This is a genomic window from Pseudomonas sp. NPDC089569 (genome assembly GCF_050280625.1).
Lineage (GTDB): Bacteria > Pseudomonadota > Gammaproteobacteria > Pseudomonadales > Pseudomonadaceae > Aquipseudomonas.
On sequence record NZ_JBNNVQ010000009.1, the window covers coordinates 104196 to 128931 of the forward strand.

A 24736-nucleotide genomic window follows, 5' to 3' on the forward strand; every position below is an offset into this window, starting at 1 on the left:
CTCAGGCAACCACTTGGTAGCAAGGCACGTAGGCCGCGCCGCCCGGCAGTTTCATCCGGTGCTGGGCGACGAAGGCCTTGAGCAGTTGATCCAGCGGCTGCATGACCGCCGCGTCACCACGGATCTGGTACGGGCCGTGTTGTTCGATCAGGCGAATGCCCTTGTCCTTGACGTTGCCGGCAACGATACCGGAGAACGCGCGGCGCAGGTTGGCAGCCAGTTCGTGCGGGGGCAGGTCACGGCTGAGTTTGAGGTTGGCCATGTTTTCATGGGTCGGGTCGAACGGACGCTGGAAGCCTTCGTCGATTTTCAGCAGCCAGTTGAAATGAAAGGCGTCGTTGCGTTCGCGGCGGAACTGTTTGACCGCCTTGAGGCCCTGGGTCATTTGCCGGGCGACTTCTGCAGGATCGTCGATGATGATCTGGTAGTGCTGTTTGGCGCCTTCGCCCAGGGTTGCGCCGACGAAGGCATCGAGTTGCTCCAGGTACGGCGCGGCATGTTTCGGCCCGGTGAGGATGACCGGGAAGGGCAGGCCCTTGTTGCCCGGGTGCATCAGGATGCCGAGCAGGTACAGGAATTCCTCGGCCGTACCGGCGCCGCCCGGGAAGATGATGATGCCGTGGCCGACGCGGACGAAGGCTTCCAGGCGTTTTTCGATGTCCGGCAGGATCACCAGTTCGTTGACGATCGGGTTCGGCGCCTCGGCGGCGATAATCCCCGGTTCCGTCAGGCCCAGGTAACGCCCGCCATGGATACGCTGCTTGGCGTGGGCGATGGTGGCGCCTTTCATCGGGCCTTTCATCACGCCGGGACCGCAGCCGGTGCAGACGTCCAGGCTGCGCAGGCCCAGTTCGTGGCCGACTTTCTTGGTGTATTTGTATTCTTCGGTATTGATCGAATGGCCGCCCCAGCACACCACGATCTTCGGTTCGACGCCGGGGCGCAGGGTGCGGGCATTGCGCAGCAGGTGGAACACGTAGTCGCTGATGCCCTGCGAGGTGCTCAGATCGATGCGCTGGCTGTCGAGTTCGCTTTCGGTGTAGACGATGTCGCGCAGGGCGCTGAACAGCATTTCACGGGTACTGGCGATCATTTCGCCATCGACGAAAGCGTCGGCCGGGGCGTTCAGCAGTTCCAGGCGTACGCCGCGGTCTTGCTGGTGAATGCGGATTTCGAAGTCCTTGTAGGCTTCGAGGATGGTTTTGGCGTTGTCGACGTGGGCGCCGGTGTTGAGGATGGCCAGGGCGCATTGGCGGAAGATGTTGTAGGTACTGCCGGAGCCGGCTTCGCTCAGTTGCTGGACTTCCCTTTGGGAGAGTGTTTCCAGGCTGCCTTTGGGACTGACCGAAGCGTTGATTACTTGTCGTTGGGTCATGCAATGATCCTTAAAACGATGTCATTCCTGCACAAACTACGAATGGCATCCGAATAGTGTGTATCCATGAAAGAAGATGGCACGAACTGCGCTGTCTCGCCATGTCCTCCTTTTGACGATGAAAAGATGAAAAGGAGCCCCAGCATAGCCAAATCCCTCGCAGAGGCGATAATGCCCGCACTCTTTTTGCACGCCACTTCAGGAAACCCGACGCGATGTTCGAAATCCAGCCGATGAACGCCGACACCTATCGGCAACAGACGCGTCGCAGCACGCTGGTCATTGCCCTGATTTTCCTGGCGCTGGCGATGGCGCTGTCGAGCACGGCGGTGGTTTTGTTCGGTGAGCCCGGCGGGGACAATCTGCGTTACAACATCGGGGGTGTATTCGCTGCGGTACTGGTGACGGCGACGTTGATGCGCAAGGTGTTCTGGACCCAGGCGTGGATGGCGGCAGCGGTCTACAGCTGGCAGCTCAAGCGCAGCCTGATGAGCATCACCAACATCATGCACCAGGTCACGGCCGCCGTGGATGCGGGCGATCCGACGGCCATGAAGCTGTTGCGGTTCTATCATCTGGGATTGAGTCAAATGCACCATCTGGACGGAAACTCCAGTGATCATGGGCAATTGGGACGGGAAATGCAGCAACATGAGGCGCGGATGCAGGCATTGGGGCTCGATATCGAACAGACGCGACTGGACCCGGTGTGGCTGGACGCGGTCAAACGCAAGGCCTGATCGGCGAACAAGGCTCGCGGGGCCGGTTGCCGATCAGGCATAGTGAGCCAACAACGCGAGCAGGAAGCCTCGCCTTATCACAAGAATCAAGGAGGGCATGTCATGGGGCATCCGTCCATATACGACCGAATCGAAAAAAACCGACCCACCGTCGCCAGATTCAAGATGCGTTCGGCGGTGACGCTGCTGATGGCCGTGTGCCTGTCGATGGCAGCGTTCCTCATCTGGCAAGTCTGGAATTCGCGCCAGTACCATCTGCATGACAAGGAAGTGGCGATGTCCAACCTTGCGCAGACCCTGGCCTCGCAGGCGCAGGCCTCGATCAAACAGGCCGATACGCTGCTGTTCACTTTGGTCGATCGCCTGGAAAACGAAGGCGTCGAGGGAGGCGGGCTCAACCGCTTGCAACGCTTGCTCAGTGCCCAGCGCAGTGAGTTGAGTCAGATCCATGGCCTGTTCGTTTATGACGAGACCGGGAAGTGGATTGCCAATTCCAATGGCGCCGAGGTGGGCGTCGCCAACAACTCCGACCGTGAGTACTTCATCTATCACCGCGATCATCCCGACCGCGGGCCGCATATCGGTCCGTCGATCAAGAGCCGCTCCAGCGGTGAATGGATCATGACGGTGTCGCGGCGGATCAATCACCCTGACGGCAGTTTCGCCGGTGTGGCGCTGGCGACCCTGTATCTTTCGCATTTCCTGGAGCTCTACAACAGCATCGACATGGGCAGCAACGGCGTGATCAACCTGATCGCGGACGATGCCAGCATTATCGTGCGCCGACCGTTCAACGAAGGGGATATCGGCACCAGCCTGGCCAGGAGCCCGCTGTTCACTCAGTTGCTGCCCAACGCCAGTGCGGGTACGGCGACGATCAGATCGATCATCGACGGTGTCGAGCGGGTGGTGGGCTATCGCCGGGTCGAGGGGTATCCGCTGATTGTGTTTGCCGCGCTGAACAAGGACGAGGTGCTGGCCAGCTGGCGCAAGGAGTCGCTGCGCAGTGCGCTGATCGTTGCCCTGCTGCTGGGGATTCTCGGGGTATTGGGTTATCGCCTGATCAAATTGATGAAGCGCCAGAACCGGATACAGATCGAGTTGCTGGCGTCGCAGGAAAGACTCCTCGAACTCAATCGCAACCTGGAGTTGCTGGCCCTGGAAGACGCGCTGACCGGCCTGGCCAACCGTCGCCAGTTCGATCTGTTCATCCAGGCGGAAACCGGGCGCGCCCGGCGCAATCTGTCAGGCCTGGCCCTGTTGATGATCGATGTCGATCATTTCAAGGCATTCAATGATCACTACGGCCATCTGGCCGGTGATGAGTGTTTGCGCAATGTCGCGGCCGTCATCACCGACCATATCAAGCGCCCCGGTGACCTGGCGGCGCGCTTTGGCGGTGAAGAGTTTGCCGTGGTGCTGCCTGGCACCGACTATGTGGGGGCGTTTCTGGTGGCGGAAAAAATACGTCGTGCGGTACTGGCCGCAGGCCTGGAGCACAGTCAAAGCCCCGAAGGCGTGGTGACGGTCAGCGTCGGTGTGTGTGGCTACGATCCTGCTTCACAGACCCGCACGGAGGATCTGATCGGTGCCGCCGACAAGGCGTTGTACGGGGCCAAGGCCAGTGGCCGCAACATGAGTGTCATTGCCAATTGACCCGTGGCCTCAAGCAAACAGGTCGATGCCCTGCACCAGTCGGGTAGCCAGATGCGATTGCCTGAGTTTTTCCAGCCACCAGCCCAGGGCGCGGCCATCGTGATCGCCGCGCCAGCCTGCGTACAGGATATTCGGCTCGCGCGGGTCGGCCATCTGTTTTTCAATCAGCATCCCCTTGTTCAATAGCGAGGCCACCCGATGCCGGGGCAGCCAGCCCACGCCCAGGCCGTCGCACTGGGCAAGGATCTTCGCGCGCATGGTCGGTACAGCCAACACGGGCTGGCCACCTGAGACACCGTAGGTACGACCCTCGCTGGTCCGGGATGAGTCGGCCACGACAATCGCCCGATGCTGCGTTACCGTCGCCCTGGAAATCGGCTCTTTGGCCTTGGCCAGGGCGTGCCTGGGCGAGACGGCGAATACCCACTCCATTTCCCCCAGTTGCATCCAGCGCAGCGAGCCGATCGCCGGCGGCTCGTTGGTGGCGCCGATCACCAGATCGGCGCGCCCTTCACGCAGGGCTTCCCAAACACCCTTGAGCACCTCCTGGGTAATGCGCAACGGTACGCCGGACCCCAGGGCGTCGAATTCCTGAATCACCGGAATCAGGTTTTCGAATTCCAGCAGTTCGTCGGTGACGATCCACAACCGGCTCTCCCAACCGTTGGCCACTTGCTGCACCCGTTGGGTCAGGCGCGAGACGTCATCCATCAATCGTGTCGCTTCGTTGACCAGCAGCTCGCCGGCCGCGGTCAACTGCAAGCGGTAGCGACGACGGTCGAACAGCAGGGCATCGAAACGCTCCTCCAGTTGCCGCGCCGCATAGGACACGGTCGAAGGCGCTTTGCCGAGCTGCGCCGCGGCCCGCGACAGGCTGCCGGTTTCGCGGATGGCGGCCAGCAACGCCAGGTCTTCGGTCGACAGCATGCACTCAATCCTCTAGGCCGGTGTTCAAAAGGTGTGGCGTGATTTCCATTGCCTGGTCACACGAAGATAGACCAGTGCGTTGACCAGCAGCACCACGCCGGCCAGCCACCATTGAATGGCTGGCGTCAGCCCGGCCGGGTAAATGACGGGCCAGATGTACTGTTCTATGAAGCCGGCGCCGTAGCCGCTTTGTCCGGCGGCATGGCGCAGCAGGTTTTCCCAGCGTGTCAGCGGGCAGGGCAGGTGGAAGGCTTCTACCGCCAGCCCCCAGAGCACGGCGGGCAGGTGCCAGCCGATCAACTGGCGCCATTTGAGCACCAACAGCCCGCCGAACAGCACGAACAGAATGAACGACAGATGAAACAGCACCAGTCCATCGGCGGCGATTCGATAGAGCATGTCGACTCCCGCAGGTGTCAGCCAATCACTGCATGGTACTTCGCCAGGCGGCCGGCACTCTATGGATTGTTCATCGCGCCCAGTACGGCCTTCAGGCGTGTCGCCATGGCCGGGCTGCTGCGTTGCATCGGCGCGCGCAACTCGTCATCGATCAGGCCTTCAAGGGCCAGTGCGGTTTTTACCGGGGCCGGGTTGGGCTCCAGGAACAGGCTGTCGATCAGTGGCAGCAGGCGGAAAAACGTGTTCCGGCCCTCGGCAAGCCGGTTATCGCGGATCTGCTGGTACAACCGCACGAACAATTCGGGGCGAACATGTGCCGAGGCGGCAATCGCGCCTTTGGCACCCAGGCACAGGGCGCTGAACATCTGGTTGTCTTCACCGCAAAGCACGTCGACATCGCCACTGGCCAGCAATGCCATGGTGTTTGAAAAGTTGCCGCCGCAGTCCTTGATCGCGACGATACGTTCATGGGCGACGATCCTGAGTAGCGTTGCCTGTTCGAAAGCGACGCCGGTTCGGTAGGGGATGTCGTACAGGATCAGCGGAACGCTGGAAGCGTCGGCGATGGTCTTGAAAAACGCTTCGAGCCCTGCCTGGGAGGGGCGGATGTAATACGGTGGCGGTACCAGCAAACCTGCGACCGGTCGCTTGAGGATTTCACCCTGAAATTGCAGCAGTTCGCTCAGGTTGTTGCCGGCCAGCCCCATCACGACGCGCTGTGCCGGTACCTGTTCGAGCACGGCATCAAGCACCGCCAGTTGCTCGTGCTTGCCCATTGCCGCCGGTTCCCCGGTGGTGCCGCAGACCACGAAACCGTCGACGCCTTGTTCCAGAAGATGACTGACCAGCCGGCGCAGGCCGACGAAGTCGATGGCGCCATTGTGGAACGGCGTGACGAGGGGAACCCAGATACCTTGAAACGATGACATGCACTTTCTCCTGATGGTTGACCGATTTCGTCACCGTCAGGAGCGTGTAGGGAAATAAGCAGGGGGAGGGTGGTCCGTCGCGCTCAATGTCCTGTCAGCTCATCTGACGGGACAGCGCGCCCCGGTCACATGAGCGACTGTTTCTTCGATTTGAGGGTGCGCGCAACGCAACCTTGCGCCTTGGCAATCAAGCCAATGACGACAATGTTGAAGTTGCAGGTTGCGGACATATTCGCTTACACCCTAAGTGAGGCGCCCAGTTTTAAAAGCCGGCGCGCCGTTTGTCAATCGCGAAAATCGGCGAACTCTGCGCGCATGCGTCCATTGCGTTTGGCTTTGTAGAGCAACTGATCGACCTGTTCGACGAATGTCAGCGCCGTGGCGTGCCGCGAAGTATGGGTTGTGCCGACACCGAGGCTCAGGCTGAGTTGGGTCGAGATCGCGGACAGTTCATGCGGGATTTGTTGCTGGCGAACCAGATGCAGGCATTTGCGCGCCACCAGCCCGGCGGACAGCGCATCGGTTTCCGGCAGCAGCCAGACGAACTCCTCGCCGCCGATCCGGGCGATGAAATCCCTTGGCCGATTGGCCGCCCGCGACAGGGTGCCGGCCACTCGACGCAGGCATTCGTCGCCCTTGATGTGGCCGTAATGGTCGTTGTACTGCTTGAAATAGTCGATATCCAGGATGATCAGCGACAGTGGCGCCCCCGAGTGTCGGGCGGCGTCCCATTCGCGTTCCAGAACAGTGTCGAACATGCGCCGGTTGGCGATGCCGGTCAGGCCATCCTGAAAGGAATACTCTTCGAGTTGCTTTTGCAGGCGGATCAGGTGTTCCTCAGTTTTCTTTCGTTCGCTGATGTCGAACATGAACCCCACCAGCGCCTCGACTTCACCGTCCTTGCGCACCACATGCACCACATCGCGAATCCACACGTATTCACCGGTGCTGGTCAGCGCCCGGTAGTCCGCCTCATGGTCGACCCCGGCCCGCGATTGCGAGACGCAAAACTCCACCACGTAGTCGCGATCGTCCGGGTGCATGCGCTCGACCCAATCGTTGACGCTGACCCAACTGTCCTGTTCCCAGCCCAGCAGTTGCTCGATTTGCGGGCCGATGTAACTGAAGTTCATGGTTTTCCAGTCGATTCGCCAGGGAATCGCCTTGGTCGACTCCAGCAGGGTTTTGTAGACGTCGCTGTCGGTTTCGGCTGAGATCATGAAGGGGCGGCACCTTGAGGGAAAAATGCAGCGCCATCATGTTGCTACTACCTCGGTGACACAAGGGCAGGCGATGAACGGAACAAATTCGCGCCAGTGCGCAAGATTGTTCAAGCCATTGGCCGCGACTGCTGGCACAGTCTGCGGTCTTTCCACAGGTTGCAGAGCGTTATGTCCAATTCACATTTGCCGCGCAGTGCGTTTCTTCGCGGTGCGGTGGCGATCATGCCGCTATCTCTGGCGACAGCGCCCTGGGGCTTGCTGGCCGGCTCCATGGCCATCGAAGCCAATCTTACGCCCCTGCAAGGCCAGGGCTTGTCGAGCATTGTGTTTGCCGGTGCCGCGCAGTTGGTGGCCATCGGCATGCTCAAGGGCGGGGCCGGGATCTTTTCGATCCTGTTGACCACCTTGCTGCTGACCTCCCAGCACTTGCTTTACGGGATGAGCATGCGTTCGGTGATTTCGCCGTTGCCGGGGCGCTGGCGCGCGGGGCTGGGGTTTCTGCTCACCGATGAATTGTTCGCCTTGACCAGCCAGCACGACAAACAGCAGTTCGATCGCTGGTATGCCCTGGGCGTGGGCCTGACGTTCTACGTCGCCTGGAACCTCTTCACGCTGGCAGGAATCGTGCTCGGCAGCAGCATCCCGGGCCTTGAGCATCTGGGGCTGGACTTCTCCATCGCCGCCACGTTCATCGCACTGATCACTCCGGTCGTGCGCAACGTGCCGACCGTGGTCTGCGTTGCGGTGTCGCTGTTCTGCTCGGTGCTGCTGAGCTATTGGCAGTGGGGCTCGGCGCTGGTGCTGTCGGGGCTGGCGGGCATGACCGCCGGGTTTATCTGCAATAAATTCCAGGGAGCGCGCGCATGATGATCTGGGCGGTGATTATCGGCATGGGCCTGTTGGTGTTCCTCAACCGCTATGTCTTTCTGGAACCGCGGCTGCCGGTGCGCTTGAGCAGCAATGCCAGGCAATTCCTCGGCTTTGCCGTGCCGGGCATGTTGACCGCGATCTGCGGGCCGATCGTGTTCTTGCCCGACAGGCAACTGAACCTGCAATGGGACAACCCCTACCTCATCAGTTCGTTGGTGGCCGTGGGGCTTGTGCTGTACACACGCAACACCTTGCTCAGCATGTTACTGAGCATGGGCTTTTTCTTTTTGCTGCGCTGGTGGCTGTGAGCCGTGAGGGGGAATCTGTTCTAGGCTTAAGTTTGATGACCTATCCCTTCAGGAAGAGAGGTGAACATGGCAAATGACCCCAAGCGTCCAGAGCAGGATGACGACATGGACGAACCGACGGAAGAAGAGATCGAACAGCAGAAGCATGCGGAACAGACGTGGAAGCATGATGACAGTCGAGAATTGTCGGATCTTGACCAGGAACGCCCACTAAAACCTTGAGCTGCTTCTGTAGGAGCGAGCATGCTCGCGATGGACGTGAACGATTACGCGCAAAACCTGATGCCCCGCGGTATTTCGTCGCTCATCGCGAGCTTGCTCGCTCCTGCAGTGAGGGCGCTGTATTACATCAATCGAGCGAGTCCACGAACTCCGGATGAGCCGCCCGGTAGCCCAGGGTCTTGTCGATCCAGGCATTCAATTCGTTGACCATTACTGGCGGTTTACCCGGATAACTTTCGAGAGTGGAACTCAGTAAGTTATTGATATTGTGGACTGTTTGTAAGTTTCGGGTCTTTATGTATTGCCCGATAAAGCAGTCGAGTTGGTAGTGTTCGGTCTTTGTAAGATGAACACGCGCCAACTTCACGACTTGATTACTTATAAAATCGTCGCTCAATTTAGTTCTCTGCAAGGCTTGATTGTTTGGGTTTTTCCTTATTCATTGACTCTTTGGTCAACTGTCTGGCGCCATTGGGAAGGCGGCGCGCATGCTAGCGGTACTCATTCAAAATGTATGTATGAGGGATGGATTGTCTGACAAGCGGTTGAATAATCCGATCAGGCATTCAACTGACTGTTAAACGTATGAAACAGTAGTTGTAACAAGCTCAGGGGAAGCGTTGTTACATATGGCGGTTTTCCTGTCGATATTGACAGCTCAGCTGACCTCTTCAATCAATTCGGCACCCTGGTTTCTTGCATTGCCAATGGCTTTGTCGACTTTATGCCACTGGAACATCTCACTGCCTTCACCCTGCAAAAGCACCATTTGTTCGGCCCGATCCTTCGGGGTGGCGGGGTCCAGCCATTCACGCGCCAGTTCCGGGGAAAACACCACCGGTCGACGGTCATGAATGTCCACCATGCCCCCCGCGCTGTCGGCGGTGATGATGACGAAGCCGTCATCGTCCCGTGGCGCCGCACTGCCAATCGGAAACTGTCCGATCACGGCGCAGAACACCGGCCTGCGGTCGCGCCGACGGATGAGCCAGGGTTGCCGCGTGCCATCGCCGGCATCGACCCATTCGAACCAGTTGTCGACAGGGCAGATCGCACGGTGTGGCCAGATCGCCCGGAAAAACGGCCCATGGGCGACTTTCTCGACCCGTGCATTGATCGGTGCCGCACGATCCGTCGCCCAATGCGGCCGCCAGCTCCAGCGTTGCAGGTCGGCGTGCAGACCATCGTCCTCACGATGCAGCAGCGCCAGTTGCGTGGTGGGCGCAGCGTTGTAATGGGCCAACGGCTCGTCGCCGACGTGATTGATCAACGCGTCGGGGATGCTCAATGCCGCCACAAAGTCGTGGATGCCCCGGTATTGCGACAGGCGCCCGCACATGGACTGAATCCTCCGGCTGGTGTTTTCAGCATAGTTGCTGCAAGACGGGGAGGGAGGCAGGCACCGGAACCAAACACTGTGTACCCTTATCCAAGCACCGCCCGCAGCGACCTGCGGGCCGGTGTAGGATCAACGGGCGAAGGATTATTGCCATACGAAGTGTTGACCGCGATGGTCTGGCCCAAGGCAAAACATGAAGCAAATGTTCAAGTCTCTATTGGTTTTCGCCTTGGCGGTCAGTCTGCTGGGCTGTATCGCCGCGCCCATCGAAATGACGCCGCAAACCGAGCAGCGGCTGAGCACGCAACCGCCGATCCGTTTCCTGCTGACCTTCGATGACGGGCCCGCCGGAGTCAGCTACTGGAACCCGACTGAAATCGTTCTCGATAGCCTGGCGCGCAACCCGTTGCAAACCGATATCAAGGCGGTGTTTTTCGTGCAGACCCGAGCTACGCGGGCCGGCGGCAGTGACGTGGGGCGCGCGCTCATGCGCCGCGAGCGCGATGCCGGGCACATTCTGGGTTTCCACACCGCCACGCCTTCGCACACCAATCATCGCTCCCTCGATCCGCAGGCGCTGGAGCAATCACTCACTGACGGCAGCGCCGACATCGCCGCCATCACCGGCCTGCCGCCCACCCTGGTGCGCCCGCCATTCTGGAGTTACGACAAGCGTACTTTCGCTGCGTACCAGCAACATGGCCTGCATATGCTGCTCACCGACCTGAGTGCCAATGACGGCAAAATCTGGGGTTTCAACGCCAGCCCGCGTCGACGTGCGCACATGCTGCGCTCGATGTCGGAAGTGCGCGAGCGCATCGCCCGGGGTGAGTTGCCGGTGGTCGATGGGGTGATTCCGGTCGTGGTGACCTTCCATGACCTTAACCGCTACACCGCCCGGCACACCCGCGAGTACCTGCAAATCCTGCTCGACAGCGCCCGCGCCACAGGCGTGAAGGTCGCGCAGCAACCGTTCTACGACGACACGGCTGCGCTGCAACGGGCGGCAATGGCCCGCACCGTGCGCGACAGCTCGCAGCCGGTGACATTGCCGGGGTTCTGGAACTGGATCTGGAACGGAAAGGCGCAGGAATAGACTTCAAAAGTGAGAAACAGATAACACTTTTGTCGGGGCGGGATTTGTAAACCACATCTATTCTCATTGGATCCGATTCAGTCATCAATCGCCCGAGGGACCGGTCATGCTTCCCATCTCAGTGCTTTGCAACATTATTGAATCCGGATTTACACCGCTGTCCTGCGAATGCACGGAGAGCGGGGGTTTGCTGCGTATCGAGGTCTACGAACCGCTGAGCGGCCGGGTCGAGCTGCTGATCAGCGGGGTGTCGACCGAACAGCTGACCAGCGTGCGCGCCATTTCCGAGCTGGTGGGTGAGCTGCGAACCGAGATGAGCGCCGGGCGCCGGGCATTTGCCGGCTGAAATACCCTGTACGCGGGCTCGCGGGAGCCGGCGAAGTGCGTCGGGTTTCAGTGATGTGGCACCAGCTCGTCGATCATCCGCAAGCAATGGTTCAACCCCGGTGAAACATCGCCCACCCGCTGGCTCAGGATGATCGGCGAGGTTGCGTTGTCTTCCAGCAGCGGGGTAAAGCCGATGTCGTCGCGGTGCAGCAATTGCACCGAGGCGGGCACCAGCGTGACGCCTATCCCGGCCCCGACCAGACCGATTGCCGTTTGCAGTTCGTTGGTCCATTGCGCCACGTGAATACTCACGCCACAGGATTCGAACAGCGCGATCACGTGGTCGGCGTAACTGGGGCGCGGATTGCCGGGGTAGAGCACGAAAGGCTCTTTGGCCAGATCACGCAGGCTGATGGGGCCGGCCAGCAACGGGTGACCGGCGGGCAGGGCGGCCACCAGGCGATCTTCGGTCAGCACGGTCTGGACGATGGCCGGGTCGTTGATGCGGATACGGCCGAAACCGATATCAATGCGCCCGGTCTTGAGTGCCTGCACTTGTTGCAGGGTGGTCATTTCCGACAGCCCCAGCTCCAGTTCCAGGGAGTCGCCACTGCGCAAGCGCCGAATCAGCTCCGGTAGCACGCCGTACAAGGTCGACGGCGCGAAACCGATCCCCAGCCAGGTCTTTTCTCCCAGGCCAATACGCCGCGTGTTGTCGCAGACCTTGTTCAGTTGTTCGAGCAGGGCCGTGGAGTGTTCATGGAAAAAACGCCCGGCGTCGGTGAGCTTCAGCGGACGCCCGCGTTCAAGCAGCATCACCCCCAGTTCGTCTTCCAGTTGCTGGATCTGCCGGCTCAGCGGCGGCTGGGCAATGTGCAGCAGCTCGGCGGCGCGGGTGAAGTTGAGCGTTTGAGCCAGTACCTGAAAATAACGCAGGTGACGCAGTTCCATGGGGCCTCCGGACGCCAATCAATTGCATACCTTTAAGGTATCAAGTCAGACCAATTCTATATTGGCCTCCAGAAAAAAGCCGTACGAGAATCGATTCCAGAACTTCAAGAACCTGACGGGTATCGACATGCTTGCAACCGCCATTGAATCGATCGAGACGATCATCGTCGATCTGCCAACCATCCGCCCGCACAAGCTGGCGATGCACACCATGCAGAATCAGACCCTGGTGATCATTCGCGTGCGGTGCGCCGATGGCATCGAGGGCATCGGAGAATCCACCACCATCGGTGGCCTGGCTTACGGCAATGAAAGCCCGGACAGTATCAAGACCAATATCGACCTGCATTTCGCGCCGCTGCTGATCGGCCAGGATGGCAGCAACGTCAATGCCGCGATGCTGCGTCTGGAGCGCAGCATCCGTGGCAACACCTTTGCCAAATCAGGTATTGAAACCGCGTTGCTCGATGCCCAGGGCAAACGCCTTGGCGTGCCGGTCAGCGAATTGCTGGGCGGTCGCGTACGGGATGCGTTGCCGGTGGCCTGGACCCTGGCCAGCGGCGACACCGAAAAGGACATCGCCGAAGCGGAAAAAATGCTCGACCTGCGTCGTCACCGCATCTTCAAGCTGAAGATCGGTGCCGGCGAGGTCAACCGCGACCTGGCCCATGTGATCGCCATCAAGAAAGCCCTGGGTGACCGTGCCAGCGTGCGGGTCGACGTCAACCAGGCCTGGGACGAGGCGGTGGCCCTGCGGGCCTGCCGAGTGCTGGGAACCAATGGTATCGATCTGATCGAGCAGCCGATCTCGCGCAATAACCGCGCCGGCATGGTGCGCCTCAATGCCATGAGCCCGGCGCCGATCATGGCCGACGAGTCCATCGAGTGCGTGGAAGATGCATTCAACCTGGCCCGCGACGGCGCGGCTTCGGTATTTGCCCTCAAGATCGCCAAGAACGGTGGCCCGCGCGCCGTACTGCGCACCGCCGCCATCGCCGAAGCCGCCGGCATCGCCCTGTATGGCGGCACCATGCTCGAAGGTGGCCTGGGCACGATGGCGTCGGCTCATGCGTTCGTCACCTTGAACAAACTCGCGTGGGACACCGAACTGTTCGGCCCGCTGCTGCTGACCGAAGACATCCTCAGCGAGCCGCTGGTGTATCGCGATTTCGAGCTGCACGTGCCGAAAACGCCTGGCCTGGGCCTGAGCCTGGATGAAGAACGCCTGGCGTTTTTCCGCCGCGACAAGACTTCCACCGCCATTCATCAAGCCTGAGGAGAGCATTATGCTGTTCCACGTAAAGATGACCGTGAATTTGCCGGTCGACATGAACCCCGAGCGCGCCGCGCAACTCAAGGCCGACGAAAAGGCCCTGGCCCAACGTCTGCAGGATCAGGGCAAATGGCGTCACCTGTGGCGCATCGCCGGGCAATACGCCAACTACAGCGTGTTCGATGTCGACAGCGTCCAGGAACTGCACGACCTGCTGATGCAGCTGCCGCTGTTCCCCTACATGGCGATCGAAGTCACCGCGATGTGCCGGCATCCTTCTTCCATTCACGAGGATGACCGCTGAACCGAGCCTGTTCAGTGCGCGATGCCAATAATTACAAGATGAGGAATAACCGAAAATGAACGTCAAGATTTCCCACACTGCCGAAGTACAGAAGTTTCTCGAAGAAGCCAGCGGCCTGCTCAACAATGAAGGCAATCCACGCACCAAGGCGCTGGTCTATCGCATCCTGCGCGACTCGGTGAACATCATCGAAGACCTGGCCGTGACCCCTGAAGAGTTCTGGAAAGCGGTCAACTACCTCAATGTGCTGGGTGCACGCCAGGAAGCCGGGCTGGTGGTGGCCGGACTTGGTCTGGAGCATTACCTGGACCTGCTGATGGATGCCGAAGACGCGCAGGCCGGCAAGTCCGGCGGCACCCCGCGTACCATCGAAGGCCCGCTGTATGTGGCCGGTGCACCGCTGTCGCAAGGCGAAGCGCGTCTGGACGATGGCCTCGATCCGGGTGTGACCCTGTTCATGCAGGGCCGTGTGTTCAACACCTCGGGCGAACCCCTGGCGGGCGCCGTGGTCGACGTGTGGCACGCCAACACCGGTGGCACCTACTCGTACTTCGATACCACCCAATCGGAATTCAACCTGCGTCGCCGCATCGTCACCGACGCCGAAGGCCGTTACCGTTTCCGCAGCATCGTGCCGTCGGGTTACGGCTGCCCACCGGACGGTCCGACCCAGCAACTGCTCGATCAGCTGGGCCGTCATGGCCAGCGCCCGGCGCACGTCCACTTCTTCATTTCCGCGCCGGACCATCGTCACCTGACCACCCAGATCAACCTCGATGGCGACCAGTACCTGCACGACGACTTTGCCTACGCCACCCGCGACGAGCTGATCGCAAAAATCACCTTCAGTGACGATCAGCAACGTGCGGCGGCCTACGGTGTCAGCGGTCGTTTCGCCGAAATCGACTTCGATTTCACCCTGCAACCTTCGGCCCAGCCTGAAGAGCAGCAGCGTCACGAGCGGGTTCGCGCGCTCGAGGACTGACATCGAACCCCTGTAGGAGCGAGCAAGCTCGCGATGAACCAGAGAACGCCGCGGGGCATCAGGCACCCAGCGTTATCGTTAACGTCCATCGCGAGCATGCTCGCTCCTACAGGTTTCGTTTTGACCGTCCGCATGTCAGCCAACTGACACGTCTTTGCAAGGACTGTCTTAGAATGACCCGTTACTGCCTATAACAACGAGAGTGACCCGATGATGCAAGCGCAACTGTTGAGTCAGCGCAGCAGGGTGTTCGACCATGCAGACCCCTACGCAGTGTCGGGGTATGTCAATCAGCATGTCGGCAACCATTGCATCCTGATGCCCCGTGCCGGGCGCCCGTTGGCCAGTCTCGACCATCGCAAGTTCGCCAGCCTCGACCTGTGTCGCATCAGCTACGGTGCCAGTGTGCGGGTCACTTCCGGTGCGCTGGAGAGTATCTATCACCTGCAGGTGCTGTTGCGTGGCAACTGCCTGTGGCGCGGTCATGGCGAGGAGCATTATTTCGCCCCCGGCGAATTGCTCCTGATCAACCCTGACGATCCGGTCGACCTGACCTATTCGGCCGATTGCGAAAAATTCATCCTCAAGGTGCCCACGCGTTTGCTCGAATCGGTTTGCGAGGAGCAGCGCTGGCACTATCCGGGGCAGGGCGTGCGGTTTGTGGAGAACCGCTATCAGCTCGACGAACTGGAAGGTTTCGTCAACCTGCTGGGGATGATTTGCCAGGAGGCCGAGGCCAGCGAGCCCATCCCGAGAGTGCAGGAGCATTACGCGCAGATTGTCGTCAGCAAGATGCTCGGCCTGATGAAGACCAACGTCAGTCGCACCAGTCCCGGCGCCTCGGTGGCGTCGTTCGAGGCGATTGCCGACTACATCGCACGCAACCTCAAGCGCGACATCGACAGCGAGGAACTGGCGCGCCAGGCGAGCATGAGCCTGCGTTCGCTGTATGGCCTGTTCGAGCGCAATGCCGGGGTCACGCCGAAAAACTACATCCGCCAGAAGCGCCTGGAACGCATCAACGCCTGCTTGAGCGATCCTTCGTGCAACGTGCGCAACGTCACTGAAGTGGCCATGGACTACGGCTTCCTGCACCTGGGCAGGTTCTCCGACAGCTACCGCAGGCAATTCGGCGAATTGCCGTCCGATACCCTCAAGCGCCGCCCCTGAGGCCTTCAGGTTTACCGATCGTTCCCACGCTCTGCGTGGGAATGCCTCTACGGACGCTCTGCGTCCGCTTTTGGGACGCAGAGCGTCCCGGGCTGCGTTCCCACGCGAAGCGTGGGAACGATCATGTAAAAAACCACCCTGCACAAAACGGATACAGGTCTGCACTGCGCGGATAGTCCGTCTCAATGCCCCGTCCTAGCATGGCCTTGCCTGAATAAAAACAACGGAGGCGGCGGCCATGACCCTGCGACCCGAATACCTTCACTCCCTGCTTGAAGACGACCCTGCCCAAGGTATCTACCGCTGCAAGCGCGAGATGTTCACCGATCCGCGGCTGTTCGATCTCGAAATGCAGCACATTTTCGAAGGCAACTGGATTTACCTGGCTCACGAAAGCCAGATCCCCAATATCAACGATTTCTACACCACCACCATGGGGCGCCAGTCGATCTTCATCGCGCGCAACAAGGACGGTGTACTCAACGCCTTCATCAACGCCTGCAGTCATCGCGGCGCGACCCTGTGCCGGCACAAGTCCGGCAACAAGAGTTCCTATACCTGTCCGTTCCACGGCTGGACCTTCAACAACTCCGGCAAACTGCTCAAGGTCAAGGACCCGGCCAACGCCGGCTATCCTTCGAGCTTCAATTGCGAAGGCTCCCACGACCTGACCCGTGTGGCGCGTTTCGAGTCCTATCGCGGTTTCCTCTTCGGCAGCCTCAAGGCCGATGTATTGCCGCTGGTTGAGCACCTGGGCGAGTCGGCGAAGATCATCGACATGATCGTCGATCAGTCCCCCGATGGCCTGGAAGTGCTGCGCGGATCGTCCAGCTACATCTACGAAGGCAACTGGAAGCTCACCGCCGAAAACGGTGCCGACGGTTACCACGTCAGCTCCGTGCACTGGAACTACGCCGCCACCCAGGGCCAGCGCAAACAGCGCGAGGCGGGCGATGAAAACCCGACCATGAGCGCCGGCAGCTGGGCCAAGCAGGGCGGGGGGTTCTACTCCTTCGACAAGGGCCACATGCTGCTCTGGACGCGCTGGGCCAACCCCGAGGATCGTCCGCTGTACGAGCGTCGCGACGAACTCGCCGAGGACTTCGGCAAGGCCCGCGCCGACTGGATGATCGAGAACTCGCGCAACCTGTGCCTGTACCCCAACGTGTACCTGATGGACCAGTTCAGCTCGCAGATCCGTATCGCCCGGCCGATCTCGGTCGACCGTACGGAAATCACCATTTACTGCATCGCGCCCAAAGGCGAGAGCGATCACGCGCGCTCCAGCCGCATTCGTCAGTACGAGGATTTCTTCAACGTCAGCGGCATGGCCACCCCGGATGACCTGGAGGAGTTCCGCTCCTGCCAGACCAGCTACCAGGGCAGCGTCACTACCTGGAACGACATGTCCCGCGGTGCCGAACACTGGATCGAAGGCGCCGACGAGGCAGCAAAAGAGATCGACCTGCACCCGCTGCTCAGCGGCGTGCGTACCGAAGATGAAGGCCTGTTCGTGCTGCAGCACAAGTATTGGCAGCAGACCATGCTCAAGGCGCTGGCCGTCGAGCAGTCGAAGTTGATCGCCGTGGAGGACGTGCAATGACCGGTACCTACGACACCGTGCGCGACTTTCTCTTCCGTGAGGCGCGCTACCTCGATGACCGTCAGTGGGATCAATGGCTGGAGATGTATGCCGCCGACGCGACCTTCTGGATGCCGGCCTGGGACGACAACGATGAATTGACCGAAGACCCGCAGCGGGAAATCTCACTGATCTGGTACGGCAACCGCACCGGCCTGGAAGACCGCATCTTCCGCATCAAGACCGAGCGCTCCAGCGCCAGCGTGCCGGACACCCGCACCTCGCACAACATCAGCAACATCGAGTTGCTGGAGGAGGCTGAGGGGCTGTGCAAGGTGCGCTTCAACTGGCACACCCTGAGCTTTCGCTACAAGGCCGTCGACAGTTATTTCGGCTGCAGTTTCTACACCCTCGACCTGCGCGGCGAGAACCCGTTGATCAAGGCCAAGAAAGTGATCCTGAAGAACGACTACGTTCGCCAGGTCATCGATGTCTATCACCTGTGAGGCTGCCGTCATGACCCATTCCATTGCGTTCAATTTCGAAGACGGCGTCACCCGGTTCATCGACGCCAACGCCGGCGAGACCGTGGCCGATGCCGCCTATCGCCAGGGCATCAATATTCCGCTGGACTGCCGCGATGGCGCCTGCGGCACCTGCAAGTGCTTTGCCGAGGCCGGTCGCTACGATCTGGGCGAGGATTACATCGAAGACGCCTTGAGTAGCGAAGAGGCCGCGCAGGGTTTTGTCCTGACCTGCCAGATGCGCGCCCAGAGCGATTGCGTGGTGCGGGTGCCAACCTCATCGGAAGTCTGCCGTACACAGAAGGCCAGCTACGATGCGACCATCAGCGCCGTGCGCCAGTTGTCCGACAGCACCATCGCGCTGTCGATCAAGGGCGAGGCCCTGAGCAAACTGGCTTTCCTGCCGGGGCAGTACGTCAACCTGGGCGTTCCCGGCAGCACGCAGACCCGTGCGTATTCGTTCAGTTCGTTGCAACGTGACGGCGAAGTCAGTTTCCTGATTCGCAACGTGCCCGGTGGGCTGATGAGCAGTTTCCTGACCGGTATGGCCAAGGCCGGCGACAGCATGACCCTGGCAGGTCCCTTGGGCAGTTTCTACCTGCGCGATATCCGTCGTCCGCTGTTGCTGCTCGCCGGTGGCACGGGGCTGGCGCCGTTCACCGCGATGCTGGAGAAAATCGCCGAGCAGGGCAGTGAACATCCGTTGCACCTGATCTACGGCGTGACCCACGATTTCGATCTGGTCGAGCTCGATCGCCTGGAAGCTTTTGCCGCGCGCATTCCCAACTTCAGCTACAGCGCCTGCGTGGCCAGCTCCGACAGCCAACACCCGCTCAAGGGTTACGTGACCCAGCATATCGAGCCGGGGCACCTGAACGACGGCGATGTCGACGTCTACCTGTGCGGGCCGCCACCGATGGTCGAAGCGGTCAGCCAATACATTCGTGACAAAGGCATCACCCCGGCGAACTTCTACTACGAGAAATTCGCCGCCAGCGCGGCGTGAGGCTATAGGCAGCCCACCTGTAGGAGCGAACCTGTTCGCGATGGACGTCAACGATAACGCTGGCTGCCTGATGCCCCGCGGCGCTTTTGAAATCATCGCGAGCTTGCTCGCTCCTACAGGATCGCGATTCGTCCGAGAATTCTTGAGGTACACATGAACAGATTTCACGAAAAAGTCGTGCTGATCACCGGGGCCGCCCAGGGGATCGGTCGACGTGTAGCCGAACGCATGGCGGCCGAAGGGGCGAAGCTGATACTGGTCGACCGCTCCGAGCTGGTGTTCGAGTTGCAACAGCAGCTGGCGCCCATCAGTCAGGTACTGGCTCTGACGGCCGATCTTGAGCAATACGAAGAATGCGACCGGGTGATGCGCACCGCTGTCGAGCGTTTCGGGCGTCTGGATGTGCTGATCAATAACGTCGGCGGGACGATCTGGGCCAAGCCGTTCGAGCACTATGAAGCCTCGCAGATCGAGGCTGAGGTACGTCGCTCGCTGTTCCCGACGCTGTGGTGTTGTCACGCCGCGCTGCCGTTCATGCTGGAGCAGGGCAGCGGTGCCATCGTCAATGTCTCGTCCATCGCCACCCGCAGCATCAACCGCGTGCCTTATGGCGCGGCGAAGGGCGGTGTGAATGCGCTGACGGCATGCCTGGCGTTCGAAACTGCCGGTCGCGGAGTTCGGGTCAATGCGACGGCGCCCGGCGGTACGGAGGCGCCGCCGCGGCGCATCCCGCGCAATGGCGCCGAGCAGTCGGCCGAGGAGAAAGTCTGGTATCAGCAGATTGTCGACCAGACCCTGGACAGCAGCTTGATGAAGCGTTACGGCACGCTGGATGAACAGGCAGGGGCTATTCTGTTTCTGGCCAGCGACGAAGCGTCCTACATCACCGGGATGGTCATGCCGGTCGGCGGCGGCGATCAGGGCTGAAGTGCCTGGCCCCCCATCCATTTCTGGAGTCATCGTGATGAGTGATAAACCCGCGATCGTGCTGGTGCATGGTTTTTGGGGTGGTGCTGCCCACTGGAACAAGGTCATCGTCGAACTGCTGAACAAGGGCTACACCCAAATTCATGCGGTGGAAATGCCGCTGACATCACTGGCCGACGACGCCGAGCGCACGCGCAAGATGATTGCCCAGGTGTCGGGGCCCGTGCTGCTGGTGGGGCACTCCTATGGCGGCGCGGTGATCACCGAGGCCGGTGATCAGCCCAATGTGGTGGGACTGGTGTACATCGCCGCGTTTGCGCCGGACGCCGGCGAAAGCCCTGGCGGCATCACCCAGCGACATCCTCCGGCAGCGGCGGCGAACCTGACCCCGGATAGCGACGGTTATCTGTGGGTCAAGCCCGAGCTCTACCATGAAAGCTTCTGCCAGGATCTGCCGGCAACGGAAGGGCTGGTCATGGGTATCACCCAGAAGGCGCCGCTGGCCAGTACCTTCGGTGACACCATTGGCAGCGTGGCGTGGAAGAAAAAACCTTCGTGGTATCAGGTGTCGAGCGATGACAGGATGATTGCACCGCAGAACCAGCAATGGATGGCCGGGCGCCTGAATGCGCGGGAAATCCTGACCTTGAATGCCAGCCATGCGTCGCTGGCCTCACGACCCGGGGAGGTTGCGGCGTTCATCGACAAGGCGGCGGTGGCGCTGGCCAATCCATAGTCAATCGGATGCCGCCATTGCGACACGACGTCTGGTCGGCATCTTGGCGCGGCGTGGGTGTAAGGTAAGTGCGTTGTCTCTGGATAGCATTGCCGAAATGGAGGTGATCATGAGTGTTCCGATGCTGAACAAGATGCACATGAACGGTTATGACGTACTCAGTGTGAATAACGGCCCCTGGCAGGTTTGCACCAAAGGTGATCGGCTCGGGTCATTCGACAGCCGTGAGGCAGCGTTGGCATTTGCGGCATCGCTGCCGGGCTATCGGGCGAGGTCGAGCAGGCAGGCGCGCAGCCAGTAGGTGGATCGACGCGTAATACTGTAGGAGCGAGCATGCTCGCGATGAACTCAAACGCGCCGCGGTTATCCAGAAAACACGCGTAATCGTTAACGACTATCGCGAGCATGCTCGCTCCTACAGTAAAAGCTAGTATCCACCGCCGCCGGAGCGCGAAGGCTCTCGTGCCCGTTGTTGGGTACTGCTCCATTCGGCGCAGGTCATGAAGCTTTTGTGATCGACCTTGCCGCGACTGTCGAAGCTGACGTTGTAGGGTTGTTGATGGCCTGGCCGGGTCAGTTTGTAGTCAAAGCAGGTACCGGGCTCGACGGTGCGATCAGACACGGCCAGCGGTGGGCCGCCGATTTGCTCCACTTGCTCCTTGCTCATGCCGTTCTCGACCCTGGCTACCAACGGCTGGTCCCCGTAGAGTTTTGCGTCGGTATTGCAACCTGCCAACAGGATCGGCAGGGCGAGCAGGATACAGCGAGGCTTGTTCATCTCGGCGCTCCCGTTATTGAGCCTTGTTGCGGCTGATGACTTTGGCCTTCACTTCCTCGGCATAGCCCGACAGTCGTTCCTCATCGCCCTGAAACAGATCGCACAGGCGTCGGGCTGCCTCGGCATCGGCGTCGTTGCCGGCCAGGCGCAATTGATCTGCAATGCGCAATAACTCGACCGCCGACCAGCGTAGATCCGATGCCAGTCCTATGAGGTCGCGTCGAAGCGCTTGTTCCGATTCGTTAAGCCACATGATCATCTCCTGTCACTCTGCGCCTGAAAATTTTAGACCCATTTGTACAACCGGGCGTTGTGTTTATCTGATCGCGGGTCGTGTCCTTTGGTCGGGTAATTTGCGCGTTCTGCAAAAATCGCTGTCGTATCCGGGGACCGGGTCTTTGCCTGACGGGAGGCTTTGGAATTCTTCGTACCTGCCAGATGGCACTTTGGGGGCACTGCGATGTCAACGACAGTCAGTAAAATGTGATGCATCCGATGGATGCGTGACGAGTGACAGGCTACATTTCATTTTTTCAGGAATTAAGGACGCTTCATGCAGAGTCGGATGGTATTGGGGGCATTGGTGTTGGTGTTGCTGACGGGGTGTTCGTTGCCGAACTCGATGGTTCCGGGTGAGCCGAATGTCAGCAAGTACAGTGAGAAACCACCCAAAGAGGTTGCTGCCTGTGTGTTGCCCGAGTGGCAAAAAGAGATATCCCACACCACGCAAGTCTCGATTTCCAACGGCTACCGGATTACCGCGCCCAGTGTCATCACCGCCGATGAAATCCTGGATATCGTGAAATACAAGGATGGCAGCCGCGTTTCGCTGTACCAGGGGCCGCCTTGGGCCAAGTCTGGAGCGCTGCGCAAGTCCCTGCGCGACTGCCTGTAGCGTTCAGCCGGTAATGTCGGTGACCGGGATGTGCTGATCGTCGTTTGTCTGCGTGCTTGAAGCGCCTTTCTTTTCCCGTCGATCGTTCATCCAGTTGTCGACCTTCGCATTGAATTCTGCGGGGGCTTTGCGTCCAACCCTTCTGGCGATGTCCAGGATGGTCTGCTGGGCCAGGGCCTCCTCCATGCGCTTCTGCGCGGTCAACATGGCCCCGTGCACCGAGCAGTGGCCGTCCAGCGCCCAGTCGGGAGCCTGCCCCTCAAACAGCGCACAGCGACCGCGGATCTCCCGGCATTCGAAAATCGCCTTGCGCCCGTCGATGGCGTTGACGATGTCCAGCAGCGTGATTTCATCGCTGGGGCGGGCCAGCTTGAAGCCTCCCCGCACGCCTTCGGTGGCGACCACCAGTTTTGCCTTGGCCAGTTTGGTGAAGATTTTCGCCAGATAGTCCACAGGCACGCCTTGCAGCTCTGCAAGGTCGCGCACGCTGGCTTCGCGGGTGTCGCCGCTATTGCCTACCAGGAAAATCAGGCAATGGATGCCGTACTCGACACCTGCGCTGTAAAGGGACATATCGATCTCCGACTAATGTTGTCGCAAATATTAACAGCTGATCGTTAGCGCGACAACGAACGGTCCGGCTCTTCCTGCGCCGGTAAAGCTGCTGAGCGTGCTGGTTTTGCAGGATTTGCCGGGACTATCGATTGCGTAGATGCAAACCATCGCAAAAAATTCGTTGCGGCGATTAACTAGGATCAATATAGTCGTAGTTATCAGGTCGGCAGCGAGCAACATTCTCCAGGCGAGAGTCGCGCCAGGCTCCTGGTCCCATAACGAAACTCAATGTCTGGTTCTTCCCCCGGAGTTCAAAATGAAACAACACATCCTGGTAATCGGCGCAGGTTTTGGTGGCATGTGGACCGCTTTGAGCGCCACGCGTCTGTTCGACATTCACGGTCACGACGACTTTGAAGTGACGGTTCTGGCGCCTCAGGCCGAATTGCGGGTGCGTCCGCGTTTCTACGAGCCGAACGCCCACCAGTTGGCTGCTCCGATCGGTGAGTTGTTCGATGCCGTTGGCGTGAAGTTCATCAAGGGCGCCGCCGAGACCATCGACGTCGCGCAAAAACGTGTGGGCTACATTGATGCCTCGGGCAACCAGCAAGTCTGTATCTACGACAAACTCGTTCTGGCCACCGGCAGCCGGCTGGCGTTGCCTGGCACGCCTGGCGTGGCCGAACATGCCTTTGATGTCGACCAGATCGAACAGGCCGTGCGCCTGGAAAATCACCTCAAGGCCCTGGCCAACCAACCGGAGAGCCCGGCGCGCAATACAGTAGTGGTTGCCGGTGGTGGTTTCACCGGGATCGAAACAGCGACTGAAATGCCGGCGCGTCTGCGGGCCATTCTCGGTGATCGTGCAGATATCAAGGTCATCATCGTCGATCGTGGCGACAAGATCGGTGGCTCCATGGGGCCTGAAATCGCCGAGAAGATCGTCGAGGCCAGCACTGAAACCGGTGTGAAGTGGCACCTGAACGCGTCGGTCGTTGCCGTCGATGCAAACGGCGTGACCTTGTCCGATGGCCAGCGTATCGATGCCAGAACCGTGGTCTGGACCACCGGTGTACGGGCCAGCTCGCTGACCGAGCAAATCCCGGCTGAACGCGATCATCTCGGTCGCCTGCATGTCGATGCCCACCTGAAGGTCATCGGTCAGGACGATGTCTACGCCACCGGCGATGTGGCTTACGCAGCCACCGATGACATCGGCAATTACGCGCTGATGACCTGCCAGCACGCCATCGTGTTGGGCCGCCATGCCGGTAACAACGTGGCCGCGCAGATCCTGGGCGTGGACCCGACGCCGTACAGCCAGCCCAAGTACGTTACCTGCCTGGATCTGGGCGCGTGGGGAGCGGTGTACACCGAGGGTTGGGATCGTCAGGTGAAGCTGACCGGTCAAGAGGGCAAGGAGCTCAAGACCCAGATCAACACCGTGTGGATCTATCCGCCGGTGGCTGATCGTCAGGTGGCCTGGGCAGCGGCGGATCCGTTGATTCCGATTGCCTGAGTACCGATTCGGTAACCTCGAATGTTCAAGCCAATCCCGTCCGGTTTACCGGGCGGGATTTTTTGTTGCCGGTGATTTTGGAGCACTGTTCATCCCTGGGGTCGTTGCATCAATGAAAAA

At 60.2% G+C, this 24736-nt stretch carries 30 protein-coding genes; 19 read left to right on the plus strand and 11 right to left on the minus strand.

Annotated elements, in window-relative coordinates; translation table 11 throughout:
- Position 1 precedes the first annotated feature (1 nt).
- Positions 2-1375, minus strand: coding sequence for a nucleotide 5'-monophosphate nucleosidase PpnN (gene ppnN, locus ACQKP2_RS06935; protein WP_427575461.1), 1374 nt, complete (start codon positions 1373-1375; stop codon positions 2-4).
- 215 nt (positions 1376-1590) lie between these two features.
- On the opposite strand from ppnN, the gene ACQKP2_RS06940 reads away from it, so the two are divergent.
- Entirely contained in the window at positions 1591-2115 is a 525-nt protein-coding gene (locus ACQKP2_RS06940; RefSeq protein ID WP_427575462.1) for a DUF3087 domain-containing protein, read from the plus strand.
- Between the two features lie 102 nt (positions 2116-2217).
- On the plus strand, positions 2218-3771 hold the full coding sequence (locus tag ACQKP2_RS06945; protein ID WP_427575464.1) for a sensor domain-containing diguanylate cyclase: 1554 nt from the start codon (positions 2218-2220) through the stop codon (positions 3769-3771).
- Positions 3772-3780: 9 nt separating this feature from the next.
- Here the strand turns inward: ACQKP2_RS06945 and ACQKP2_RS06950 are convergent, their stop codons facing one another.
- The 4 genes from ACQKP2_RS06950 to ACQKP2_RS06965 form a co-directional block, all read right to left on the minus strand.
- On the minus strand, positions 3781-4698 hold the full coding sequence (locus ACQKP2_RS06950; protein ID WP_427575465.1) for a LysR family transcriptional regulator: 918 nt from the start codon (positions 4696-4698) through the stop codon (positions 3781-3783).
- A 24-nt stretch (positions 4699-4722) separates the two neighbouring features.
- Entirely contained in the window at positions 4723-5097 is a 375-nt protein-coding gene (locus ACQKP2_RS06955) for a DUF2784 domain-containing protein (RefSeq protein ID WP_427575466.1), read from the minus strand.
- Between the two features lie 59 nt (positions 5098-5156).
- Positions 5157-6026 (minus strand): 4-hydroxy-tetrahydrodipicolinate synthase, encoded by an 870-nt coding sequence (gene dapA / locus ACQKP2_RS06960; RefSeq protein ID WP_427575468.1) that lies wholly within the window; start codon positions 6024-6026, stop codon positions 5157-5159.
- Positions 6027-6310: 284 nt separating this feature from the next.
- The gene (locus ACQKP2_RS06965; RefSeq protein WP_427575470.1) at positions 6311-7246 is read right to left on the minus strand and encodes a diguanylate cyclase domain-containing protein; all 936 of its coding nucleotides are present in this window, start codon (positions 7244-7246) and stop codon (positions 6311-6313) included.
- 171 nt (positions 7247-7417) lie between these two features.
- Here ACQKP2_RS06965 and ACQKP2_RS06970 point away from each other — a divergent pair, with 171 nt between their 5' ends.
- The 3 genes from ACQKP2_RS06970 (at position 7418) to ACQKP2_RS06980 (ending at position 8649) form a co-directional block, all read left to right on the plus strand.
- Entirely contained in the window at positions 7418-8116 is a 699-nt protein-coding gene (locus ACQKP2_RS06970) for an AzlC family ABC transporter permease (RefSeq protein ID WP_427575472.1), read from the plus strand.
- A complete protein-coding gene (locus ACQKP2_RS06975; RefSeq protein ID WP_427575474.1) occupies positions 8113-8427 on the plus strand; it encodes an AzlD domain-containing protein in 315 nt (104 codons plus the stop codon). Before ACQKP2_RS06970 ends, ACQKP2_RS06975 begins: the two co-directional genes overlap by 4 nt.
- Positions 8428-8493: 66 nt before the next feature.
- The gene (locus ACQKP2_RS06980; RefSeq protein ID WP_427575476.1) at positions 8494-8649 is read left to right on the plus strand and encodes a hypothetical protein; all 156 of its coding nucleotides are present in this window, start codon (positions 8494-8496) and stop codon (positions 8647-8649) included.
- 127 nt (positions 8650-8776) lie between these two features.
- Here the strand turns inward: ACQKP2_RS06980 and ACQKP2_RS06985 are convergent, their stop codons facing one another.
- Entirely contained in the window at positions 8777-9046 is a 270-nt protein-coding gene (locus ACQKP2_RS06985; protein WP_427575478.1) for a hypothetical protein, read from the minus strand.
- Positions 9047-9307: 261 nt separating this feature from the next.
- On the minus strand, positions 9308-9988 hold the full coding sequence (locus ACQKP2_RS06990) for an SOS response-associated peptidase family protein (protein ID WP_427575480.1): 681 nt from the start codon (positions 9986-9988) through the stop codon (positions 9308-9310).
- A 193-nt stretch (positions 9989-10181) separates the two neighbouring features.
- Here ACQKP2_RS06990 and ACQKP2_RS06995 point away from each other — a divergent pair, with 193 nt between their 5' ends.
- Positions 10182-11084, plus strand: a complete 903-nt coding sequence (locus tag ACQKP2_RS06995) for a polysaccharide deacetylase family protein (protein WP_427575481.1) — start codon at positions 10182-10184, stop codon at positions 11082-11084.
- Between the two features lie 106 nt (positions 11085-11190).
- On the plus strand, positions 11191-11430 hold the full coding sequence (locus tag ACQKP2_RS07000) for a DUF1652 domain-containing protein (protein WP_427575483.1): 240 nt from the start codon (positions 11191-11193) through the stop codon (positions 11428-11430).
- Between the two features lie 47 nt (positions 11431-11477).
- On the opposite strand, the gene ACQKP2_RS07005 is transcribed toward ACQKP2_RS07000, so the two are convergent.
- Positions 11478-12362: a LysR family transcriptional regulator gene (locus tag ACQKP2_RS07005; RefSeq protein ID WP_427575484.1), complete on the minus strand. Its 885-nt coding sequence runs from the start codon at positions 12360-12362 to the stop codon at positions 11478-11480.
- Between the two features lie 127 nt (positions 12363-12489).
- On the opposite strand from ACQKP2_RS07005, the gene ACQKP2_RS07010 reads away from it, so the two are divergent.
- The 10 genes from ACQKP2_RS07010 to ACQKP2_RS07055 all read left to right on the plus strand — a co-directional run bounded on the left by ACQKP2_RS07010 (position 12490) and on the right by ACQKP2_RS07055 (position 21170).
- Positions 12490-13638 carry a muconate cycloisomerase family protein gene (locus tag ACQKP2_RS07010; RefSeq protein ID WP_427575520.1) on the plus strand — a complete coding sequence of 383 codons (1149 nt, stop codon included), beginning with the start codon at positions 12490-12492 and terminating at the stop codon, positions 13636-13638.
- 10 nt (positions 13639-13648) lie between these two features.
- Positions 13649-13939 (plus strand): muconolactone Delta-isomerase, encoded by a 291-nt coding sequence (gene catC, locus ACQKP2_RS07015; protein ID WP_427575486.1) that lies wholly within the window; start codon positions 13649-13651, stop codon positions 13937-13939.
- 55 nt (positions 13940-13994) lie between these two features.
- Positions 13995-14924 carry a catechol 1,2-dioxygenase gene (gene catA, locus ACQKP2_RS07020; protein ID WP_427575487.1) on the plus strand — a complete coding sequence of 310 codons (930 nt, stop codon included), beginning with the start codon at positions 13995-13997 and terminating at the stop codon, positions 14922-14924.
- 210 nt (positions 14925-15134) lie between these two features.
- Positions 15135-16094, plus strand: coding sequence for an AraC family transcriptional regulator (locus ACQKP2_RS07025; protein ID WP_427575489.1), 960 nt, complete (start codon positions 15135-15137; stop codon positions 16092-16094).
- A gap of 238 nt (positions 16095-16332) precedes the next feature.
- Positions 16333-17697, plus strand: coding sequence for a benzoate 1,2-dioxygenase large subunit (benA, locus tag ACQKP2_RS07030; protein WP_427575491.1), 1365 nt, complete (start codon positions 16333-16335; stop codon positions 17695-17697).
- Positions 17694-18182 carry a benzoate 1,2-dioxygenase small subunit gene (benB, locus tag ACQKP2_RS07035; protein WP_427575492.1) on the plus strand — a complete coding sequence of 163 codons (489 nt, stop codon included), beginning with the start codon at positions 17694-17696 and terminating at the stop codon, positions 18180-18182. The genes benA and benB overlap by 4 nt, the downstream gene beginning before the upstream one ends.
- A 10-nt stretch (positions 18183-18192) precedes the next feature.
- Positions 18193-19206: a benzoate 1,2-dioxygenase electron transfer component BenC gene (gene benC / locus ACQKP2_RS07040; RefSeq protein ID WP_427575494.1), complete on the plus strand. Its 1014-nt coding sequence runs from the start codon at positions 18193-18195 to the stop codon at positions 19204-19206.
- Between the two features lie 153 nt (positions 19207-19359).
- On the plus strand, positions 19360-20133 hold the full coding sequence (locus ACQKP2_RS07045) for a 1,6-dihydroxycyclohexa-2,4-diene-1-carboxylate dehydrogenase (protein WP_427575496.1): 774 nt from the start codon (positions 19360-19362) through the stop codon (positions 20131-20133).
- 37 nt (positions 20134-20170) lie between these two features.
- Positions 20171-20869: an alpha/beta hydrolase gene (locus ACQKP2_RS07050; RefSeq protein WP_427575498.1), complete on the plus strand. Its 699-nt coding sequence runs from the start codon at positions 20171-20173 to the stop codon at positions 20867-20869.
- 109 nt (positions 20870-20978) lie between these two features.
- Positions 20979-21170 carry a DUF2188 domain-containing protein gene (locus ACQKP2_RS07055; protein WP_427575500.1) on the plus strand — a complete coding sequence of 64 codons (192 nt, stop codon included), beginning with the start codon at positions 20979-20981 and terminating at the stop codon, positions 21168-21170.
- 126 nt (positions 21171-21296) lie between these two features.
- Here ACQKP2_RS07055 and osmE read toward each other — a convergent pair whose 3' ends face one another.
- Both osmE and ACQKP2_RS07065 read right to left on the minus strand, forming a co-directional pair.
- A complete protein-coding gene (gene osmE, locus ACQKP2_RS07060) occupies positions 21297-21647 on the minus strand; it encodes an osmotically-inducible lipoprotein OsmE (RefSeq protein WP_427575501.1) in 351 nt (116 codons plus the stop codon).
- Between the two features lie 13 nt (positions 21648-21660).
- Entirely contained in the window at positions 21661-21900 is a 240-nt protein-coding gene (locus ACQKP2_RS07065; RefSeq protein ID WP_427575503.1) for a hypothetical protein, read from the minus strand.
- Positions 21901-22200: 300 nt separating this feature from the next.
- Here ACQKP2_RS07065 and ACQKP2_RS07070 point away from each other — a divergent pair, with 300 nt between their 5' ends.
- Positions 22201-22542 carry a hypothetical protein gene (locus tag ACQKP2_RS07070; protein WP_427575504.1) on the plus strand — a complete coding sequence of 114 codons (342 nt, stop codon included), beginning with the start codon at positions 22201-22203 and terminating at the stop codon, positions 22540-22542.
- A 3-nt stretch (positions 22543-22545) separates the two neighbouring features.
- Here the strand turns inward: ACQKP2_RS07070 and ACQKP2_RS07075 are convergent, their stop codons facing one another.
- Positions 22546-23115 (minus strand): RrF2 family transcriptional regulator, encoded by a 570-nt coding sequence (locus ACQKP2_RS07075; protein WP_427575505.1) that lies wholly within the window; start codon positions 23113-23115, stop codon positions 22546-22548.
- 298 nt (positions 23116-23413) lie between these two features.
- Here ACQKP2_RS07075 and ACQKP2_RS07080 point away from each other — a divergent pair, with 298 nt between their 5' ends.
- Positions 23414-24616: an NAD(P)/FAD-dependent oxidoreductase gene (locus ACQKP2_RS07080; protein ID WP_427575506.1), complete on the plus strand. Its 1203-nt coding sequence runs from the start codon at positions 23414-23416 to the stop codon at positions 24614-24616.
- Positions 24617-24736 lie beyond the last annotated feature (120 nt).

Bases quoted from the DNA above. Each gene is read 5' to 3' on its own strand.
- osmE (WP_427575501.1), bottom strand. From the start codon at position 21,647: ATGAACAAGCCTCGCTGTATCCTGCTCGCCCTGCCGATCCTGTTGGCA.
- ACQKP2_RS06940 (WP_427575462.1), top strand. From the start codon at position 1,591: ATGTTCGAAATCCAGCCGATGAACGCCGACACCTATCGGCAACAGACG.
- ACQKP2_RS07010 (WP_427575520.1), top strand. From the start codon at position 12,490: ATGCTTGCAACCGCCATTGAATCGATCGAGACGATCATCGTCGATCTG.
- ACQKP2_RS07050 (WP_427575498.1), top strand. From the start codon at position 20,171: ATGAGTGATAAACCCGCGATCGTGCTGGTGCATGGTTTTTGGGGTGGT.
- ACQKP2_RS07080 (WP_427575506.1), top strand. From the start codon at position 23,414: ATGAAACAACACATCCTGGTAATCGGCGCAGGTTTTGGTGGCATGTGG.
- ACQKP2_RS07055 (WP_427575500.1), top strand. From the start codon at position 20,979: ATGAGTGTTCCGATGCTGAACAAGATGCACATGAACGGTTATGACGTA.
- ACQKP2_RS07045 (WP_427575496.1), top strand. From the start codon at position 19,360: ATGAACAGATTTCACGAAAAAGTCGTGCTGATCACCGGGGCCGCCCAG.
- ACQKP2_RS06990 (WP_427575480.1), bottom strand. From the start codon at position 9,988: ATGTGCGGGCGCCTGTCGCAATACCGGGGCATCCACGACTTTGTGGCG.
- catC (WP_427575486.1), top strand. From the start codon at position 13,649: ATGCTGTTCCACGTAAAGATGACCGTGAATTTGCCGGTCGACATGAAC.
- ppnN (WP_427575461.1), bottom strand. From the start codon at position 1,375: ATGACCCAACGACAAGTAATCAACGCTTCGGTCAGTCCCAAAGGCAGC.
- benA (WP_427575491.1), top strand. From the start codon at position 16,333: ATGACCCTGCGACCCGAATACCTTCACTCCCTGCTTGAAGACGACCCT.
- ACQKP2_RS07075 (WP_427575505.1), bottom strand. From the start codon at position 23,115: ATGTCCCTTTACAGCGCAGGTGTCGAGTACGGCATCCATTGCCTGATT.
- ACQKP2_RS06955 (WP_427575466.1), bottom strand. From the start codon at position 5,097: ATGCTCTATCGAATCGCCGCCGATGGACTGGTGCTGTTTCATCTGTCG.
- ACQKP2_RS07025 (WP_427575489.1), top strand. From the start codon at position 15,135: ATGATGCAAGCGCAACTGTTGAGTCAGCGCAGCAGGGTGTTCGACCAT.
- ACQKP2_RS06950 (WP_427575465.1), bottom strand. From the start codon at position 4,698: ATGCTGTCGACCGAAGACCTGGCGTTGCTGGCCGCCATCCGCGAAACC.
- ACQKP2_RS06965 (WP_427575470.1), bottom strand. From the start codon at position 7,246: ATGATCTCAGCCGAAACCGACAGCGACGTCTACAAAACCCTGCTGGAG.
- benB (WP_427575492.1), top strand. From the start codon at position 17,694: ATGACCGGTACCTACGACACCGTGCGCGACTTTCTCTTCCGTGAGGCG.
- benC (WP_427575494.1), top strand. From the start codon at position 18,193: ATGACCCATTCCATTGCGTTCAATTTCGAAGACGGCGTCACCCGGTTC.
- ACQKP2_RS07005 (WP_427575484.1), bottom strand. From the start codon at position 12,362: ATGGAACTGCGTCACCTGCGTTATTTTCAGGTACTGGCTCAAACGCTC.
- catA (WP_427575487.1), top strand. From the start codon at position 13,995: ATGAACGTCAAGATTTCCCACACTGCCGAAGTACAGAAGTTTCTCGAA.
- ACQKP2_RS07065 (WP_427575503.1), bottom strand. From the start codon at position 21,900: ATGTGGCTTAACGAATCGGAACAAGCGCTTCGACGCGACCTCATAGGA.
- ACQKP2_RS06975 (WP_427575474.1), top strand. From the start codon at position 8,113: ATGATGATCTGGGCGGTGATTATCGGCATGGGCCTGTTGGTGTTCCTC.
- ACQKP2_RS07000 (WP_427575483.1), top strand. From the start codon at position 11,191: ATGCTTCCCATCTCAGTGCTTTGCAACATTATTGAATCCGGATTTACA.
- ACQKP2_RS06970 (WP_427575472.1), top strand. From the start codon at position 7,418: ATGTCCAATTCACATTTGCCGCGCAGTGCGTTTCTTCGCGGTGCGGTG.
- ACQKP2_RS06980 (WP_427575476.1), top strand. From the start codon at position 8,494: ATGGCAAATGACCCCAAGCGTCCAGAGCAGGATGACGACATGGACGAA.
- dapA (WP_427575468.1), bottom strand. From the start codon at position 6,026: ATGTCATCGTTTCAAGGTATCTGGGTTCCCCTCGTCACGCCGTTCCAC.
- ACQKP2_RS07070 (WP_427575504.1), top strand. From the start codon at position 22,201: ATGCAGAGTCGGATGGTATTGGGGGCATTGGTGTTGGTGTTGCTGACG.
- ACQKP2_RS06945 (WP_427575464.1), top strand. From the start codon at position 2,218: ATGGGGCATCCGTCCATATACGACCGAATCGAAAAAAACCGACCCACC.
- ACQKP2_RS06995 (WP_427575481.1), top strand. From the start codon at position 10,182: ATGAAGCAAATGTTCAAGTCTCTATTGGTTTTCGCCTTGGCGGTCAGT.